This is a genomic window from Bacteroides sp. 2201st1_D9_2201SCRN_220225 (genome assembly GCF_040928965.1).
GTDB lineage: Bacteria > Bacteroidota > Bacteroidia > Bacteroidales > Bacteroidaceae > Bacteroides > Bacteroides stercoris.
On record NZ_JBCODG010000028.1, the window covers coordinates 1 to 16,923 of the forward strand.

The 16,923-nt window shown below is 48.5% G+C and carries 12 protein-coding genes; 10 read left to right on the forward strand and 2 right to left on the reverse strand.

Features of this window, described 5'->3' with window-relative positions; all coding sequences use genetic code 11:
- Positions 1–584: 584 nt before the first annotated feature.
- The 9 genes from AB5903_RS11060 (at position 585) to AB5903_RS11100 (ending at position 12,923) form a co-directional block, all read left to right on the forward strand.
- Positions 585–1,175 carry a hypothetical protein gene (locus tag AB5903_RS11060; protein WP_005656772.1) on the forward strand — a complete coding sequence of 197 codons (591 nt, stop codon included), beginning with the start codon at positions 585–587 and terminating at the stop codon, positions 1,173–1,175.
- A gap of 14 nt (positions 1,176–1,189) precedes the next feature.
- Positions 1,190–2,029 (forward strand): DUF2764 domain-containing protein, encoded by an 840-nt coding sequence (locus AB5903_RS11065; RefSeq protein WP_005656770.1) that lies wholly within the window; start codon positions 1,190–1,192, stop codon positions 2,027–2,029.
- An 18-nt stretch (positions 2,030–2,047) separates the two neighbouring features.
- Positions 2,048–3,802, forward strand: coding sequence for a V-type ATP synthase subunit A (locus AB5903_RS11070; RefSeq protein WP_005656768.1), 1,755 nt, complete (start codon positions 2,048–2,050; stop codon positions 3,800–3,802).
- Positions 3,803–3,810: 8 nt separating this feature from the next.
- Positions 3,811–5,139, forward strand: a complete 1,329-nt coding sequence (locus AB5903_RS11075) for a V-type ATP synthase subunit B (RefSeq protein WP_005656765.1) — start codon at positions 3,811–3,813, stop codon at positions 5,137–5,139.
- A gap of 32 nt (positions 5,140–5,171) precedes the next feature.
- A complete protein-coding gene (locus AB5903_RS11080; protein ID WP_005656763.1) occupies positions 5,172–5,777 on the forward strand; it encodes a V-type ATP synthase subunit D in 606 nt (201 codons plus the stop codon).
- Complete coding sequence (locus tag AB5903_RS11085; RefSeq protein ID WP_016662812.1) at positions 5,774–7,588, forward strand: V-type ATP synthase subunit I; 1,815 nt, start codon at positions 5,774–5,776, stop codon at positions 7,586–7,588. Before AB5903_RS11080 ends, AB5903_RS11085 begins: the two co-directional genes overlap by 4 nt.
- A gap of 183 nt (positions 7,589–7,771) precedes the next feature.
- Entirely contained in the window at positions 7,772–8,236 is a 465-nt protein-coding gene (locus tag AB5903_RS11090) for a V-type ATP synthase subunit K (protein ID WP_005656759.1), read from the forward strand.
- A gap of 420 nt (positions 8,237–8,656) precedes the next feature.
- Positions 8,657–10,321: a glycogen/starch synthase gene (locus AB5903_RS11095; protein WP_005656754.1), complete on the forward strand. Its 1,665-nt coding sequence runs from the start codon at positions 8,657–8,659 to the stop codon at positions 10,319–10,321.
- A 37-nt stretch (positions 10,322–10,358) separates the two neighbouring features.
- Positions 10,359–12,923: a glycosyltransferase family 1 protein gene (locus tag AB5903_RS11100; RefSeq protein WP_368117843.1), complete on the forward strand. Its 2,565-nt coding sequence runs from the start codon at positions 10,359–10,361 to the stop codon at positions 12,921–12,923.
- 150 nt (positions 12,924–13,073) lie between these two features.
- On the opposite strand, the gene AB5903_RS11105 is transcribed toward AB5903_RS11100, so the two are convergent.
- Positions 13,074–13,796, reverse strand: coding sequence for a DUF6064 family protein (locus tag AB5903_RS11105; protein WP_005656750.1), 723 nt, complete (start codon positions 13,794–13,796; stop codon positions 13,074–13,076).
- Positions 13,797–14,046: 250 nt separating this feature from the next.
- On the opposite strand from AB5903_RS11105, the gene AB5903_RS11110 reads away from it, so the two are divergent.
- Entirely contained in the window at positions 14,047–15,390 is a 1,344-nt protein-coding gene (locus AB5903_RS11110; RefSeq protein ID WP_005656749.1) for a threonine/serine exporter ThrE family protein, read from the forward strand.
- A 113-nt stretch (positions 15,391–15,503) separates the two neighbouring features.
- Here AB5903_RS11110 and AB5903_RS11115 read toward each other — a convergent pair whose 3' ends face one another.
- Positions 15,504–16,799, reverse strand: coding sequence for a S28 family serine protease (locus AB5903_RS11115; RefSeq protein ID WP_368117844.1), 1,296 nt, complete (start codon positions 16,797–16,799; stop codon positions 15,504–15,506).
- Between the last annotated feature and the right edge of the window lie 124 nt (positions 16,800–16,923).

Here is a 16,923-nt window from a genome sequence, read left to right on the forward strand (position 1 = left end):
ATTCCGAACAGAGAAGTTAAGCTCAGTCACGCCGATGGTACTGCGTAACAGTGGGAGAGTAGGTAGTCGCCGTTTTTAGAGAGAAGCCCCTGTATCGGAAGATGCAGGGGCTTTCTTGTTTTTGGGCTATCATTCCGAACAGAGAAGTTAAGTTCATTTGTCTGCCTTGCCTTGTTTTGCTTGCTTTTCTTTTCTTTTCTTTTCTTTGTTTTGCTTGTTTTCTTGGGGTCAGCAGATTTTTAGTGCGGATTATTCTTATACTTGTGAAGTGTTTTTTCTTTCTTAGTTTTTAGGATATTATATCGTATCGTCTAAAAGAATGCTATGCATCCGTTTATTTGCCCCTTTCATCTGTCTATTTTCCGGTTTTACTCTTTATTTCTTTTTTCCTTGTTATCTTATTGTTATCTTTACGGAACAAAACTGGTGAAAAACGATATTTTTTATGAAAATGGGTTACTTTTATTCCATTCTTCTTGTTTAATATCAAATGGTTTTTCGTAATTTTGGCGTGAATCTAATAAGGACTGAAAAAAATCATGCAATTAATATTGTAATAAATCATATAATAACTCCTGTAAAATATGGAAAACAAGATTCAAGAGCTAACCGATAAGATTTACCGTGAAGGGGTGGAAAAAGGTAATGAAGAAGCCCAAAAACTTATCGTAAAAGCTCAGGAAGAAGCCCAAAAAATAGTAGAGAATGCACAGAAAGAGGCAGACTCTATTGTGGCTGCTGCTCGTAAATCAGCCGATGAGCTGGCGGAGAATACCAAATCAGAGTTGAAACTGTTTGCCGGTCAGGCTGTGAACGCCCTGAAATCTGAAATTGCCACTTTGGTAACGGATAAAATCGTAAACGCCGATGTGAAAGCTTTTGCCGCAAACAAAGATTTCCTTAACGCTTTCATCGTAGCGCTGGCATCCAAATGGAGTGTGGACGAACCTATCGTGATTTCCACATCGGATGCGGAAGGCTTGAAAAAGTATTTCACCGCTCAGGCAAAAGAATTATTGGATAAGGGCGTGAAGATTGAGCAGGTGAATGGAAACAAGACACTCTTTTCTGTTTCACCGGCCGACGGCTCTTACAAAGTGAACTTCGGCGAAGAGGAATTTATGAACTATTTCAAAGAATTCCTGCGTCCGCAATTAGTGGAAATGCTGTTTTAATTCCCCACAGGATTATGAGTAAATACTATTACTTGGTAGCCGGTTTGCCGGAACTCACTTTAGAGGATAGCAAACTGAGCTATACGGTAGCTGATTTCAAGACGGAATTGTATCCGGCTTTGTCTGAGGATGATAAAAGGCTGATAGACTTGTTTTATCTTCAGTTCGACAATGCGAATGTCTTGAAATTATTGAAAAACAAGGACGCTGCGATTGATCCGCGGGGAAACTACTCGGCGGAAGAACTGACCGAGTATATCTCGTTGCTGAAAGAAGGCGGCGAGGTATCGGATCGCGTGTTTCCCTCTTACCTTTCTGTCTTTATCTCCGAATATGTCAACTTGTCCGCAGAAGATGGCTTCTTGCATGAAGACCGTTTGGCTGCGCTTTATTATACCTATGCCATGAAGTGCAAAAACAAGTTTGTATCTGCTTGGTTCGGTTTTAATCTTGTGATTAACAATGTGCTGGTTGCACTGACGGCGCGAAAGTTTAAAATGGACGTGGCTCCTCTGATAGTGGGAGATACGGAAGTTTGTGAGGCTTTGCGCACATCCGGGGCCAGGGACTTCGGACTGGGCGGTGAAGTAGAATGGCTGGAGCAACTGGTGAAAATCAGCGAGACGGAAGAACTGGTGGAGCGGGAGAAAAAGATAGACCGGTTGCGGTGGAACTGGATGGAAGAGACTACTTTCTTCGACTATTTCACAGTGGAACGTCTGTTTGTGTTCCTGTTACAGCTCGAAATGATAGAACGTTGGATTTCGTTGGATAAAGAAAAGGGTAGCCAACTGTTCCGCAGCATAATTGCTGCGTTGAAGGATGAAGTACGGATACCCGCAGAATTCAGATAAAATAAATTACATAATTATATGGCAACAAAAGGAACTGTTAGTGGCGTAATAGCCAATATGGTGACCCTCGTAGTTGACGGCCCCGTGGCACAGAACGAGATTTGTTATATCTCGACCGGCGGAGACCGATTGATGGCGGAGGTTATTAAAGTGGTAGGCACTCAGGTCTATGTACAGGTGTTTGAAAGCACCCGTGGACTGAAGGTGGGAGCCGAAGCTGAGTTTACCGGACACATGCTCGAAGTGACATTGGGTCCCGGTATGCTTTCTAAAAACTATGACGGTCTGCAAAACGACCTCGATAAAATGGATGGCGTTTTCCTGAAGCGCGGACAATATACGTATCCGTTGGATAAGGAAAGCAAATGGCATTTTGTGCCTTTGGCAAAGGCAGGCGACCAAGTGGAAGCCGCTGCATGGCTGGGGCAGGTGGATGAAAACTTCCAGCCGTTGAAAATCATGGTTCCTTTCGGGCAGAAAGGCGTATGTACCGTGAAGTCCATCGTAAAGGAAGGCGACTACGGCATTGAGGATACCATTGCTGTCCTGACCGACGAGGAAGGTAACGATGTAAAAGTGAATATGATTCAGAAATGGCCCGTGAAGCGAGCCATGACGAACTATAAAGAGAAGCCGCGTCCTTTCAAATTGTTGGAAACGGGTGTGCGTGTAATCGATACCGTCAATCCGATTGTGGAGGGTGGTACGGGATTTATCCCCGGCCCGTTCGGTACGGGTAAGACAGTGCTCCAGCACGCCATTTCCAAACAGGCGGAAGCCGATATCGTAATCATCGCCGCCTGCGGTGAACGCGCCAACGAGGTTGTGGAAATCTTTACGGAATTCCCCGAGCTGGTCGACCCGCATACAGGCCGTAAGCTGATGGAGCGTACCATTATCATCGCCAATACGTCCAACATGCCGGTGGCAGCCCGTGAAGCATCTGTGTACACGGCCATGACCATTGCGGAATACTATCGCAGCATGGGATTGAAGGTGTTGCTGATGGCCGACTCCACTTCCCGTTGGGCACAGGCATTGCGCGAAATGTCCAACCGTATGGAAGAGTTGCCCGGTCCGGACGCGTTCCCGATGGACTTGTCTTCTATCATTTCCAACTTCTACGGCCGTGCCGGATACGTGAAGCTGAACAACGGCGAGACGGGTTCCATTACCTTCATCGGTACTGTATCGCCTGCCGGCGGTAACTTGAAAGAACCCGTAACCGAAAATACCAAGAAGGTGGCCCGCTGCTTCTACGCCCTCGAACAAGACCGTGCGGATAAGAAGCGTTATCCTGCCGTAAACCCTATCGACTCGTATTCCAAATATATCGAGTATCCCGAATTCGAGGATTATATAACCAAGCGTATCAACGGCGAATGGATTGGCAAGGTAAACGAAGTCAAGACCCGTCTGCAACGCGGTAAGGAAATTGCGGAGCAAATCAACATTCTCGGTGATGACGGTGTCCCCGTGGAATATCACGTAACCTTCTGGAAATCGGAACTGATTGACTTCGTTATCCTGCAACAGGATGCTTTCGACGAGATTGACGCCGTAACTCCCATGGAACGTCAGGAAGAAATCCTGAACATGGTTATCGACATCTGCCATACGGAATTTGAGTTCGACAACTTCAACGAGGTAATGGATTACTTCAAAAAAATGATTAACATCTGCAAGCAGATGAACTACTCGAAATTCAAATCGGAAGAGTATGACAATTTCTACAAACAGTTGCAGGAATTGATTGAAGAACGTAAAGCATAAATAATAAGATGGCAACAAAAGCATTTCAAAAAATATATACTAAGATTACTCAGATTACGAAAGCCACGTGCTCGCTGAAAGCCACGGGGGTAGGGTATGATGAGTTGGCAACCGTAAACGGCAAGCTGGCCCAGGTGGTGAAGATTGCCGGTGACGATGTGACTTTGCAGGTTTTCGAGGGTACTGAAGGTATCCCCACCAATGCAGAGGTGGTGTTTCTGGGCAAGGCTCCTACCATTAAAGTGAGCGACCAGCTTGCCGGACGTTTCTTCAACGCTTTCGGCGATCCTATCGACGGCGGTCCGTCCATCGAAGGTCAGGAAGTGGAAATCGGCGGTCCGTCCGTGAACCCGGTACGCCGTAAGCAACCGTCCGAACTGATTGCAACCGGTATCGCAGGTATCGACCTGAACAATACGTTGGTGTCCGGACAGAAGATTCCGTTCTTCGCGGACCCCGACCAGCCTTTCAACCAGGTGATGGCCAACGTAGCCCTGCGTGCGGAAACTGATAAGATTATCCTCGGCGGTATGGGTATGACGAACGACGACTACCTGTACTTCAAGAATGTATTCTCCAATGCCGGTGCGCTCGACCGTATCGTCAGCTTCATGAATACTACCGAGAATCCCCCCGTGGAACGTCTGCTGATTCCGGATATGGCGCTGACCGCTGCCGAATACTTTGCGGTGAACAACAATGAAAAGGTATTGGTATTGCTTACAGACATGACGTCCTATGCCGATGCGCTGGCCATCGTGTCCAACCGTATGGATCAGATTCCGTCCAAAGACTCCATGCCGGGTTCGCTTTATTCGGATTTGGCGAAGATTTACGAGAAGGCGGTGCAGTTCCCCAGCGGCGGTTCTATTACGATTATCGCCGTGACTACCTTGTCCGGCGGCGATATTACGCATGCTGTGCCCGATAATACGGGGTATATCACCGAGGGGCAGTTGTTCCTTCGCCGTGACAGTGACATCGGTAAGGTTATCGTCGACCCGTTCCGTTCATTGTCTCGTCTGAAACAGCTCGTTACCGGTAAGAAGACCCGTAAGGACCATCCGCAGGTGATGAATGCCGCCGTACGTCTGTATGCCGATGCCGCCAATGCCAAGACGAAGCTGGAGAACGGTTTCGACCTGACGAACTACGACGAGCGTACGCTTGCCTTTGCCAAGGACTACTCCAACCAGTTGCTGGCTATCGACGTAAACCTTGACACCACGGAGATGCTCGACGTAGCCTGGAGCTTGTTCGGCAAGTATTTCCGTCCGGAAGAGGTGAACATCAAGAAAGAACTTGTGGACGAATTCTGGCCCAAAACAGAAAACTAATCACTTATAATTAACCATTAATCACTAACGAAGTGGCTATTAAGTTTCAATATAATAAAACGTCGCTCCAGCAGTTGGAAAAGCAACTGAAAGTACGTGTGCGCACGCTCCCCATCATTAAGAACAAGGAGAGCGCCCTGCGTATGGAAGTGAAGCGCTGCAAGGCCGATGCTGCCGCGCTGGACGCGAGGTTGGAAAAGGAAATCCAAGCTTATGAAGCCATGTTCGCCCTTTGGAATGAGTTTGATGCCTCATTGATAAAGGTCAGCGATGTTCATCTTGGTGTGAAGAAGATTGCCGGCGTAAGAGTGCCGTTGCTCGAGAATGTAGATTTCGAGATACGCCCTTACAGCTTGTTCAATGCGCCCAAATGGTATGCAGACGGGTTGCATCTGCTCAAGGAACTGGCACACACGGCCATTGAACGGGAGTTTACCGTGGCCAAGCTGAACTTGCTGGAACATGCGCGTAAAAAGACCACCCAAAAGGTGAATCTTTTTGAGAAAGTACAGATTCCGGGCTATCAGGATGCACTGCGCAAAATCAAGCGGTTTATGGAAGACGAGGAGAACCTCTCCAAGTCGTCGCAGAAAATCATGAAGTCCCACCAAGAGAAAAGGAAGGAGGCAGAAGCATGATTACGAAAATGAAGAAGCTCACGTTCCTTGTATATTATAAGGAGTACGAAGCATTCCTGAACGGTGTGCGCGACCTCGGTGTGGTGCATGTGGCCGAAAAGCAGCAAGGCGTTGCCGACAATACGGAGTTGCAGGACAGTATCCGTCTGTCTGCCCGCCTGCAGGCTACGGAAAAGCTGTTGCAGGCGTTTAAGCCCGCCAGACCGGCGGTGGAGGAAACACCCGCCTCGGCAGCCCGCGGACTGGAAGTGCTGAACGAAGTGGACGAGTTGCAAGCCGAAAAGAATAAGTTGCAACAGCAGTTGCAGACCTATCAGAAGGAAAAAGCTGCGCTGGAGCCATGGGGTAACTTTGAACCCGCAAGCCTTTCGCGTCTGCACGATGCCGGACTGGCAGTAGGCTTTTACAGTTGCTCGGAAGGCAATTACGACGCAACCTGGGAAGATACCTATAATGCGATGGTTATCAGCCGTCAGGCCTCTCGCGTCTATTTCGTTACCGTAACCGGTAGTTCGGAAGAAACGGATTTGGATGCGGAGCAGGCCAAGCTGCCGCCTTACTCATTGGAGCGCGTACAAGTGCTTTGTGACGAGACGGAACAGGCTCTGGCGGATAACGAGGAAAAAATGAAAGTGCTTGCCGAGAGAGAAATCCCTTCGTTGCGTGCAGCCTTGAAAGAGGTGAACACCGACATGGAATTCTCCAAAGTAATGCTGAATACGGAAGCTACGGCAGGAGAGAAGCTGATGCTGCTGCAAGGCTGGGCGCCGGCATCCAGAGTCGGAGAAATCTCCGAATGGCTCGATGCGCAGCACGTGTACTACGAGGTAACCTCTCCCGTACCGGGCGACAACGTGCCTATACAGTTGAACAACAAAGGTTTCTTTGCCTGGTTCGAGCCTATATGCAAGCTCTATATGCTGCCCAAGTATAACGAGCTGGACCTGACGCCGTTCTTTGCACCTTTCTTTATGGTGTTCTTCGGCTTGTGTCTGGGAGACTCCGGTTACGGACTGTTCCTGTTTCTCGGAGCAACCCTGTACCGTCTGTTTGCCAAGAACATCAGCGCTGCGATGAGACCTGTCCTCTCATTGGTGCAGGTATTGGCGGCATCCACTTTCTTCTGCGGATTGCTGACCGGCACGTTCTTCGGAGCGAACATTTACGATATCGACCTGCCTTTCTTCCAAAAAATGAAAGCGGCCTTGTTCATGGACAATAACGATATGTTCCAGTTGTCGTTGATACTCGGTGTGGTGCAGATATTGTTCGGTATGGTGCTGAAAGCGGTGAACCAGGGTATTCAGTTCGGGTTCAAGTATGCCGTGGCTACGATTGGCTGGATTATATTGCTGGTTTCCTGCGGAGTAGGAGCCTTGCTGCCGGAAGTCATGCCATTGGGCGGTACGGTGCATCTGTGCATCCTCGGTGTGGCGGCAGCCATGATATTCCTCTACAACAGTCCGGGAAAGAACATATTCCTCAATATCGGGCTTGGGCTTTGGGATTCCTACAATATGGCTACCGGATTGCTGGGCGATGTGTTGTCGTATGTACGTCTGTTTGCCCTCGGACTGTCGGGTGGTATCCTTGCAGGGGTGTTCAACAGCTTGGCGGTGGGCATGAGTCCTGACAATGTCATTGCAGGTCCCATCGTAATGGTACTGATATTCGTTATCGGCCATGCCATCAATATCTTTATGAACGTGCTCGGTGCAATGGTTCACCCCATGCGTCTGACCTTTGTGGAATTCTTCAAGAACTCCGGATACGAAGGCGGAGGCAAGGAATACAAGCCGTTTAAGAATTGAGAGTTGAAAATTTAAATTGAGAAATAGAGAATAAAGGATTGACAAAAGAGGAAGATAGGAGCTGCGCGGAGATAGCGTAGTCTTTTCTCCGAGAGTCTTCAGGAGAATTCTTCAAAAGAAATCTTTAAGAGAAACAAACAAGAGAAACAAATAAAATATAAACAATAAAAAACGAATAAGATTATGGAAATGAATTTATTGATTGCCTATATTGGCATTGCAGTGATGATTGGTTTGTCGGGTATCGGTAGTGCCTACGGTGTGACAATTGCCGGTAATGCGGCTATCGGTGCGCTGAAGAAGAACGACGGTGCTTTCGGTAACTTCCTTGTGCTGACCGCTCTTCCCGGTACTCAGGGCTTGTACGGTTTTGCAGGCTACTTTATGTTCCAGACTATTTTCGGCATCCTTACTCCGGGCATGACTGCCATTCAGGCTGCTGCCATTCTGGGTGCAGGTATTGCTTTGGGATTGGTTGCCTTGTTCTCCGCTATCCGTCAGGGACAGGTTTGCGCCAACGGTATCGCCGCTATCGGTCAGGGACACGACGTATTCAGCAACACGCTGATTCTTGCCGTATTCCCCGAACTTTATGCGATTGTAGCTTTGGCTGCCACTTTCTTGATTGGCAGTGCGCTGACCGCATAAACAGCAATTACCGACTGCACAAATAGCAGTTGAAATAAAAGAAGAGGGTGTCAAAATATACTTGCTGATTTCTTTTAGTCACGGAATTATACGGAAAAAGAACAAAGAAAATCTGTGTTTTCCGTGTAATCCGTGCCTAAAAAGAAACAGACAGCAAGCGAGTTTAAGTTTTGATATACCCTCTTTTTCATATCTTCTTCTCTGTCTTTTCCTTCTATTCCGTACAAACTTCTGTTTTTTCTCTTTTCATCGGTAATCTTCGCTCTTCTCTGTATTGGTGGGCTTTTAGCGTTTGCCGGTAGTATTTATGCAAACGATTGTTTATGCACATTTAATCAGTTTTTTCGATTAAAAGGCTATTTTTCAAAGAATAATGCGTACTTTTGCAGCCACAATTACGATAAAGAGATTATAACATATATGGTTAAAGAACTACTTACCCCCGATTACATCTTCGAAGCGAGCTGGGAAGTATGTAATAAAGTAGGCGGTATCTATACAGTTTTGTCTACCAGAGCAAACACTTTGCAGACAAAATTCCGCGATAAAGTATTTTTTGTAGGCCCGGACTTCTGGCAAGGTAAAGAGAACCCTTTATTTATCGAGTCCGATAACCTTTGTGCCGCATGGAAGAAATATGCTATTGAAAAAGACAACCTCTCTGTCCGCGTAGGCCGCTGGAACATTCCGGGCGAACCTATTGTCATATTGGTTGACTTCCAACCTTTCTTTGCACAAAAGAATGAAATTTATGCGGAGATGTGGGAACACTATCAGGTGGATTCACTGCACGCATACGGTGACTACGATGAAGCCTCGATGTTTGCATACGCCACCGGAAAGGTGGTGGAGAGTTTCTACCGGTATAACCTGACGGAAACGGACAAGGTTGTATTTCAGGCACATGAGTGGATGACCGGTATGGCTGCGCTTTACTTGCAGACTGCCGTTCCTGAAATCGCTACGATATTCACCACCCATGCCACTTCGATAGGCCGTTCTATTGCGGGCAACAACAAACCGCTATACGATTATCTTTTTGCCTACAACGGCGACCAAATGGCGCAGGAGCTGAATATGGAGTCCAAACATTCCATCGAAAAGCAGACCGCCCATTACGTAGACTGTTTCACTACCGTAAGCGAAATCACCAACAACGAGTGCAAGGAACTGCTCGACAAGCCTGCCGATGTAGTCCTGATGAACGGCTTTGAGGACGATTTCGTTCCGAAAGGCTCTACATTTACCGGTAAGCGCAAGCGGGCGCGTTCCACTATGTTGCGTGTGGCAAACAGTCTGTTGGGACAGGAATTTGATGATGATACGCTTATCATCGGAACCAGCGGCCGTTACGAGTTCAAGAACAAGGGCATCGATGTGTTCCTGGAATCATTGAACCGTTTGAACCGTGATAAGAATCTGAATAAGAAAGTGCTGGCTTTCGTCAACGTACCCGGTTGGGTGGGTGACCCCCGCGAAGACCTGCAGCAGCGTCTGAAAAAGAAAGACGAGCATTATACCACTCCTTTGGAAGTACCTTTCATCACGCACTGGCTGCACAACATGACGCACGACCAGGTGCTGGACATGCTGAAGTACCTCGGTATGGGCAACCGTCCCGAAGACAAGGTGAAGGTAATCTTCGTTCCCTGCTATCTGGACGGTAAGGACGGCATTCTCAACAAGCATTATTACGACCTGATACTGGGAGAGGACCTCAGCGTTTATCCCTCTTACTATGAGCCGTGGGGATATACCCCGTTGGAGAGCGTGGCTTTCCGCGTGCCCACCATTACGACCGACCTTGCCGGCTTCGGACTTTGGGTGAACAGCCTGAAGAACCAGCACGGTATCAACGATGGAGTAGAGGTGCTGCACCGTTCGGACTATAACTATTCCGAAGTGGCGGACGGTATCAAGGATACCATAACTTTGTTCTCTACAAAGACAGATGCGGAAATCAAAGAAATCCGTAAGCGTGCCGCCCAAGTGGCAGAGCAGGCCTTATGGAAGCATTTCATACAATATTATTATGAAGCCTACGACCTTGCGTTGCGCAATGCGATGAAGCGTCAGTTGGGCTGATAAAAAGAATTATATTAATCAATCAAGTAATCATACAATGAAGATTAAAGTTAGTAATGTAAACACTCCGAACTGGAAAGATGTGAACGTTAAATCTCACATCCCCGCTGAATTGGAGAAGTTATCCGAACTTGCACGTAACATTTGGTGGTCATGGAACTTTGAAGCCACCGAACTGTTTAGAGACCTTGACCCTGCTCTTTGGAAAGAAGTAGGACAGAACCCTGTTCTGCTGTTGGAACGTATGAGCTATGCCAAGCTTGAGGCGCTTGCTGAAGATAAGGTTATTTTGCGCAGAATGGAAGATGTATATTCCAAGTTCCGCAATTACATGGATGTAAAACCCGACAGCAATCGTCCTTCCGTTGCATATTTCAGTATGGAATACGGTTTGAATCATGTACTTAAGATATATTCCGGTGGTCTGGGCGTACTTGCCGGCGACTATTTGAAAGAGGCTTCCGACAGCAACGTAGACTTGTGTGCCGTAGGTTTCCTGTACCGTTACGGTTATTTCACCCAAACCTTGTCTATGGACGGACAGCAGATTGCCAACTACGAAGCCCAGAACTTCGGCCAGTTGCCTCTCGACCGCGTATTGGACGAAAACGGAAAGCAGGTTGTAGTCGATGTTCCTTACCTGGATTACTACGTACATGCTTATCTTTGGAGAGTGAACGTAGGCCGTATCTCCCTTTATCTGCTCGATACGGACAACGAGATGAACAGCGAGTTCGACCGTTCCATCACTCACCAGCTTTACGGCGGCGACTGGGAGAACCGTTTGAAGCAGGAAATCCTGCTCGGTATCGGCGGTATCCTTACCTTGAAGAAGCTGGGTATCAAGAAAGACGTATATCACTGCAACGAAGGCCACGCAGCGTTGATTAACGTACAGCGCATCTGCGACTACGTAGCCGAAGGTCTGACCTACGACCAGGCTATCGAGCTGGTACGCGCCTCTTCTCTGTACACCGTACACACTCCGGTTCCTGCCGGCCACGACTACTTCGACGAAGGTCTCTTCGGCAAGTACATGGGCGGTTATCCTGCCCGTATGGGTATCACTTGGGACGACCTCATGGACCTCGGCCGCAACAACCCCGGCGACAAGGGCGAGCGTTTCTGCATGTCCGTATTTGCCTGCAACACTTCTCAGGAAGTGAACGGTGTAAGCTGGTTGCACGGAAAGGTTTCCCAGGAGATGTTTGCTCCCATCTGGAAAGGTTACTTCCCGGAAGAAATGCACGTGGGCTACGTCACCAATGGTGTACACTTCCCCACATGGAGCGCAACGGAGTGGAAGCAGCTCTATGCCAAGCACTTCGATGAAAACTTCTGGTACGACCAGTCCAATCCTAAGATTTGGGAAGCTATCTACAGCGTACCCGACGAAGAGATCTGGAAGACGCGCATGGCCATGAAGAACAAACTGATTGACTACGTCCGTAAGGAATACTGCAAGACATGGTTGAACAACCAGGGAGACCCCTCACGTGTTGTGTCTCTGCTGGACAAGATTAACCCGAATGCACTGCTGATAGGTTTCGGACGCCGTTTCGCCACTTACAAGCGTGCACACCTGCTGTTCACCGACCTGGACCGTCTGTCCAAGATTGTGAACAACCCCGACTATCCGGTACAGTTCCTCTTTACGGGTAAGGCCCACCCGCACGACGGTGCAGGTCAGGGATTGATTAAGAGAATCATCGAAATCTCCCGCCGTCCCGAATTCCTGGGTAAGATTATCTTCCTCGAGAACTACGACATGCAGTTGGCACGCCGTCTTGTATCGGGTGTGGATATCTGGCTGAACACTCCGACACGTCCGCTCGAAGCATCCGGTACTTCCGGTGAGAAAGCGTTGATGAACGGTGTGGTAAACTTCTCCGTGCTCGACGGATGGTGGCTGGAAGGCTATCGTGAAGGTGCAGGCTGGGCGTTGACCGAAAAACGTACTTACCAGAATCAGGAATACCAAGACCAGTTGGATGCCGCTACCATTTACAGCATCCTCGAACAGGAAATCCTGCCGTTGTACTATGCACGCAACAAGAAGGGATATTCCGAAGGCTGGATCAGAACCATCAAGAACTCCATCGCACAGATTGCGCCTCATTACACAATGAAGCGTCAGTTGGACGATTACTATAGCAAGTTCTACACCAAGGAAGCAAAACGCTTCAAGGCATTGGCTGCCAACAACTATGCCAAAGCCAAGGAACTCGCAGCATGGAAGGAAGAAGTTGTGGCCAAGTGGGACAGCATCGAAGTCGTATCCTGCGAAAAGACCGAAGAACTGGTGAAAGGCTCTCTCGAAAGCGGTAAGGAGTACACCATTACCTACGTTATCGACGAGAAGGGGCTGGACGATGCTATCGGTCTGGAACTGGTTACTACTTATACAGCTCAGGACGGCAAGCAGCACGTTTACTCCGTAGCACCGTTTGAAGTAGTGAAGAAAGAGGGTGACCTCTATACGTTCCGGGCAACACATAAGCTGGAGAACGCAGGCAGCTTCAAGGTAGCTTACCGTATGTTCCCGAAGAACGCAGAACTGCCTCACCGTCAGGACTTCTGCTATGTTCGCTGGTTCATCTAAGATAAGATAACAAAACAGATGGTGCGTTGGTATGAAACGCATCATCCGTTTGATACAGACAGACCATCCGTTTACCCGAAACGGATGGTCTGTTTTTTTATAGGGTATTATTATATGGGCAAACGGTGATGAATACGTGTGTCGGTCCGTTTATTTTCCTACCTCTTGAAAGAGCGTGATGCTCAGGAATACCCCGATAACGATGCACATCAGAATCAGGAACCAGTTCATGAGACGTGCGCTCAGTTTCGTTTCCTTGTGCAGGTTTTGGGCTATGTAATTCTTGAAGAACAGGTAGATGGCAGGTACGGTGGCGCTTGCCAGCAGCAGGTCTTCGGGAATCTTGTACACATACACTTTGGAGAAAGCGATGAGCGCCCAGTGGCAGAGGAAGAGGATAACGAGCAGATTGACTTTGCGCGAGAACGCCAACAGAAGTCCGATGGTAAATGCGGCTACCGAGCAGGGCATTACTGTGGTCGTCATCATCGGGAACTCCATGCCGCGCGCCCACGAAAGGAGCGGGTATAGGAAGGGCATCGCATAGAGCACTCCTGCCAGCATAGGGTACTTGGGGTTACGCTCGAACGGAGTGTAACCGGTAAATAAATCCCACAGCCAAATCAATGCGACGGTTCCCCAGAATGCGGAGAGAACGTAGTGATAGTTGCGCGTGTCGCAGTACATTGCGTAGTACACCAGCGCTATCCAGCCGTTGAGGAATACCATATATATTTTCATTGAGCGTTTTGTCCAGACGGTGGGACGACGGTATAGCAATGCAGTCAGCAGGATGCCCGCTGCGGTAATGAGAATCTGCGCCCACCAGGTGCTTTCATTATACTGTGCGATGGTGTTCCAAAATGTTTCCATATAAGTCAGCTTTTGTTTCCGGGAGATATGATGAACATTCGCTCTGCCCGTTTTCTTTTGTCCGAAAATGTGTGCAAAGGTATCGGTTTCCGATGAGATATGAAATTCTTTTCCCTATTTTGCCTTTCTTTCCTCTAAAGAAAAAATGATTTCTTTGTTATGCCGGTGTAGGAAACTCATGCTTTTTATGTACTTTTGTACTCCTTTTTGAAAATAGGTAAAAATCAGATATTAGTTAGTGGAAAGTTTGATGGATAAAACAATGGTCGAGCAAGAGATTATCTTGCGCAGGAAGCTTGATTTATTGCTTCGTACGGGGAAAATATTAGTGGAGAGTGCTGCCGATACCAATCGCATTGTACGCAATATGAATCGTGTGGCGGCTTATTTGGGACTACCTGAGGAAAATCTTCACATCGACGTGACTTATACAATGCTGGTGGTGAACCTGAGTGACGAATCGCACTCTTATTCCAAATTTCAGAAGTGCGAGAAACATGGTATCAACATGACGGCCATATCCGAAATCAGCAAGCTGTCCTGGCGTGCCATTGAGGAAGACTATTCGCTCGACCGCTACGAGGAAGAGCTGGAGAAGATAAAAAACAAGAAGCGGAACTACACCCCCTATCTTGTTGCCATCGGTGCGGGTTTTGCCTGTGGTGGCTTCTGCAAGCTGTTCGGCAGCGACTGGGTTGCCTTTCTGTTTGCCTCTATCGCCGCTTTTGCAGGTTTCCGTGTCCGTGCGCGCTGCATAGAGTTCGGTATCAATCTGTATATGAGCATCACCATTGCGGCGCTGGTGTCCACATGTCTGGCTTATATCACTACCTTTACAGGGCTTTCGGGCACGCCTTACCATCCGCTACTGGCGTGCGCGCTGTTCATTGTGCCGGGAGTTCCCATTATAAACTTTGTGGACGACATGATTGACAACTACATACAGGTGGGCATCGTGCGTGCCGTTAATACGGTACTCATGGTGTGTGCCATGGCGTTCGGCATTGTGATGGCCATGCGCCTGCTGGCTATGGAAGATGTGGTGATTGACAAGAAGTTCAGCGAACTGAGCATGGTTCCGCACGATCCTTATTATATATACGCCATTGCGGCAGCCATATCCGCGATGGGCTTCTCCATGATATTCAATATCCAGCGCCGTCTGCTGTGGGTGGTTGCGGTAGGGGGAATCCTTGCCGTGTGTACGCGTAATTTCGTCAACTTCGAGTTGGGGCTCGGTCCGGTCATCGGTTCTTTCATGGGAGCCATGGTGGTGAGTCTGGTGGCGGTGAAGGCAGTCCACTGGTTTCATGTGCCTAATCACGTGCTTACCATTCCTTCCGTCATTCCGATGATTCCGGGAGTGTTGATGTACCGTGCGCTGGTGGCGCTCATCAATATGCACGGAGTGGTGGGCGAGGTCACGGTGGCTGTGTCCAACGGTATCAACGCTTCGTTGATTATCCTTTGCATTGCGCTGGGGGTAGCCGTTCCCAACATCTTTGCCCGCCGTTATATAGCCAAAGACCGTCAGCGCTTCCTGAAAGAGGAGTTGCAGAAGCGCAGGGAGAGGGGAAAGTTCCTTGAGTGGTAAGAGTGGTATGTTTGATATAAAAGGGGCTGTCTCAATCGCTGAGGCAGCCCTTTTCCGTTTGTGTCTTTTCCCTTATGCGGCAGAAACAGGATGCTGCGAAAGAACGGGTGCGTTTACCGCAACCATTCGTTTAGCAGCTTCATCACTTCTTCTTTCTCCTTTTCGGGCAGTGTGGAGATGCGTGCCAGATGGCTGCCGCCCGGCTGAATGAATACGTGAATATTCTTTTTCTCTTTGAGCCAGGTAACTCCGGCAGCCGTCCAGGGATCGTTTTCACCGTAGATGAATATCATTTTCGGGTCGTTCTTTTGCAAGAATCCCTTAATCTTCCTACTGAGTGTCTTGTCAAAAGGCATATCTTTCAGTTCCTCGGGAAGCATCAGGCGATGCAGGTAGCCTTTGCCGGACTTGATGGAGAGATACTTTTTGAAAGGACGGGTGTCGTAGCCGTAATAGCCCAATTCGCGTGCGGCCTGTACGAAGAAAGAGGCGTTGGTACTGTCGGTTGTGAAATAGGACGGGTCGCTGATGGCCAGCAGGTGGGCTATGAGTTCTGCGTCGGTGGCTGTGGGTAGCGGAATGCTGCCGACGGGAGTACCCCATTGCCAGAGCGCGAATGAATATTCCAGTACCGAATAGTCGTATATCTCTTCGATAGGAGCACGGAACTTATACTCTTGTTCGGTGCAGTATTTCTCGAAAAGGGGGAGTAAGGCCGCTTTGCGTTTCAGGATTTCCAGCTGGAAGTCGGTAATTCTTTTACGGTCTTCATCCGTAGACACTTTTTTGAGGAACGGTTCGTGACGGCCGTCCTCTGTTCCGTAGCAGAGGGGAGCCACGTAAGGAACGGATACATCCACATCGTCCGGATAGAATGTGCGGTAGAGCAGGGCGGTCTGTCCGCCTTTGCTGATACCGGTAGCAATCCATTTTCCGGGATATATGTTTTTGAATGCGGTTGTTACCGCGTGCAAATCATCGGCGGAACTTTCGGCTGTAAGGTATCGCCAGTCTTTGGGTTCGGGAGTGGATTCCAGGAAATAGCGGTATTCCACAAATACCATATTGGCATTGAGGAGCCTGGAAAGTCCCTCGCGATATTGGGGCTTGAGCGCGTAGGCGGCTCCATATCCTTCGGTTATAATGACCGTGGGACGATCGAAGCCCGCATGCGCCACGATAACCCGCTGGCGGAAACTTCCTTTCTTGGGATGCCGGTGGTCGAGCGGCTGGGTGAAATAGGTTACATACTTCTCCGAAAACTCGGTAGATTCCAACGGTTGGGTTTCCGTTATGGCGGAAATCTCACTTAGTTTCTGCTGTAAGCCGGTCTGTGCGGATAAGGATACCGATGCCAGCAAGAATGTAAACAGCAGCAATGCTGTATGGCGTGTACGCAGGTCTTTCATAATGTGTTTATTTGTAATTGGGGACAAAGATAATCTGTTTTCCTCTTCAGGCTGCTGTCTGCCGGATAAAAAAGGGGAAAGAACTACCATCACGGCACTTCTTTCCCCTGCAAACTTAAAACAA

Coding starts and splice junctions, on each gene's coding strand:
- AB5903_RS11060 (WP_005656772.1), top strand. CDS start 585: ATGGAAAACAAGATTCAAGAGCTAACCGATAAGATTTACCGTGAAGGG.
- AB5903_RS11065 (WP_005656770.1), top strand. CDS start 1,190: ATGAGTAAATACTATTACTTGGTAGCCGGTTTGCCGGAACTCACTTTA.
- AB5903_RS11070 (WP_005656768.1), top strand. CDS start 2,048: ATGGCAACAAAAGGAACTGTTAGTGGCGTAATAGCCAATATGGTGACC.
- AB5903_RS11075 (WP_005656765.1), top strand. CDS start 3,811: ATGGCAACAAAAGCATTTCAAAAAATATATACTAAGATTACTCAGATT.
- AB5903_RS11085 (WP_016662812.1), top strand. CDS start 5,774: ATGATTACGAAAATGAAGAAGCTCACGTTCCTTGTATATTATAAGGAG.
- AB5903_RS11090 (WP_005656759.1), top strand. CDS start 7,772: ATGGAAATGAATTTATTGATTGCCTATATTGGCATTGCAGTGATGATT.
- AB5903_RS11095 (WP_005656754.1), top strand. CDS start 8,657: ATGGTTAAAGAACTACTTACCCCCGATTACATCTTCGAAGCGAGCTGG.
- AB5903_RS11100 (WP_368117843.1), top strand. CDS start 10,359: ATGAAGATTAAAGTTAGTAATGTAAACACTCCGAACTGGAAAGATGTG.
- AB5903_RS11105 (WP_005656750.1), bottom strand. CDS start 13,796: ATGGAAACATTTTGGAACACCATCGCACAGTATAATGAAAGCACCTGG.
- AB5903_RS11110 (WP_005656749.1), top strand. CDS start 14,047: ATGGATAAAACAATGGTCGAGCAAGAGATTATCTTGCGCAGGAAGCTT.
- AB5903_RS11115 (WP_368117844.1), bottom strand. CDS start 16,799: ATGAAAGACCTGCGTACACGCCATACAGCATTGCTGCTGTTTACATTC.